The sequence below is a fragment of the Streptomyces sp. KLMMK genome, from assembly GCF_036961605.1.
Taxonomy (GTDB): domain Bacteria; phylum Actinomycetota; class Actinomycetes; order Streptomycetales; family Streptomycetaceae; genus Streptomyces; species Streptomyces telluris.
On sequence record NZ_JBAMDC010000729.1, the window covers coordinates 1 to 1,437 of the forward strand.

Sequence of the window (1,437 nt, forward strand, 5' to 3'; positions counted from 1 at the left end):
TTCCCGGGCGCCGGGTGGTTCCCGGCCGCCTCCGCCCGGGCGCGCAGCAGGAGCCGCAGCCACACGAGCCCGGCTTCCAGGTAGCGCTCGTTGACGTCGTCCCACGTCTCCGGCGCGTCGGCCGGCTTGGCGGCACGGCGCGACTTGGCGGCATGATCCGGCTTGACGGCACGGTCCGGCTTGACGGCACGGTCCGGCTTGACGGAGGTCATGTCAGCACCACCGCCAGGTCCTCCTTGAAACGCGGCGGGACGGCGTCGCCGTCGAGGACGGAGCTGTCCACGCCGTCGACGCGCAGCCGCAGCACATGGCGGCCGGGCCCGGAGAACGGGAAGGAGAAGTTCAGCTTCTTCTCGCGCGGCCCGCGGAAGGCCATGACGGGCACGGGCCGGTCCCCGACCAGCAGTTGGATCCGCTGGCCCGCCGCGACCGACGGCTCGCAGTCCACCTTGAGCTTGACGTTGCCGTCCGAGCCGCGCCGCCCTTTCAGCGGCAGGGGGGACGAGGTGATGCGCGGGGCGACCGCCAGCGGGAGCGTCCGCGTGACCTGCCGCGTACCGTCGTCACCGGTGAGGACGACCGTCACCGACCACGGTCCGGGCACGAGCCGGTCCTCTTCGACCTTGGCCCGCACCTCGTGCTCGCTCACCGCGGTCGTCTGCAGGGGGACGACGCCGAAGAGCGGGTGGGTGAGGTGGACAACCGGTGTTCCGGCGTCCAGCCTGCCGCCGGTCAGGACGATTTCGTCGTCGACCGCCGCCACCTCCGGGGTCACACCGGTCAGCGTGGGAGACGGGTCGGCCGGGTCCGCAGCGGCTTCGGGCCCCCGCCCCTCGGCCCCGCGGCTCACCACCGGCAGCGGCGTACGGGAGGGCCGGGCGCTGTCGAGCAGCACGACGCGCGCCTCGTACCCGACCGAGATCCGGTACTGGCTCTGGAAGGCGCTCCACAGCTTGGACATGTCGTCGACGGACAGGTCCGCCGGAGTGATCCGTACGGGCTCGGGCTGCAGGTGGGCATCGCCGAGTTCCGCCGACTTGTCGTAGTCCTCCGGCCCCAGGACGCAGTGGTCGTGCAGAGCCGCCATCGCCGCGCCGAGGATCCGCAGGGCGGCCCGGCTGTGCGGGTCGTCGTCGGTGTACGGGGTGAGGAGGTAGTGCAGGACGACGGGCAGGGCGGGCCGCCCGGTCTCTCCCGGACGGATCCCGGGCGGATCGGCATTGCGCCAGGACCCGTCGATCGTCATCCGGTAGAGGAACAGGTTCAGGGCCGCCCGGACCTGACCGGACGCGGCCTCGTCCGGCGTTGTCGAGGTGACCTGGAGACCCGGGACCGTGTCGGTGAGCGCCTGGCCCAGGACCGCCTGCAGAGCGCGGGTGACAGCGGCAACGGCGTTGGAGTCACTCATGTCCGTCCCCGCAGGTATTCGTCGAGGCC

At 72.4% G+C, this 1,437-nt stretch carries 2 protein-coding genes; both read right to left on the reverse strand.

The genetic code is table 11. The features are described from left to right. On the reverse strand, positions 1-212 hold a 212-nt coding region (locus tag V7793_RS37530), incomplete at its 3' end, for a hypothetical protein (RefSeq protein WP_336014218.1). Continuing rightward, the coding region (locus V7793_RS37535) for a DUF4255 domain-containing protein (RefSeq protein ID WP_336014220.1) at positions 209-1,437 on the reverse strand (1,229 nt) is incomplete at its 5' end. The genes V7793_RS37535 and V7793_RS37530, both read right to left, overlap by 4 nt.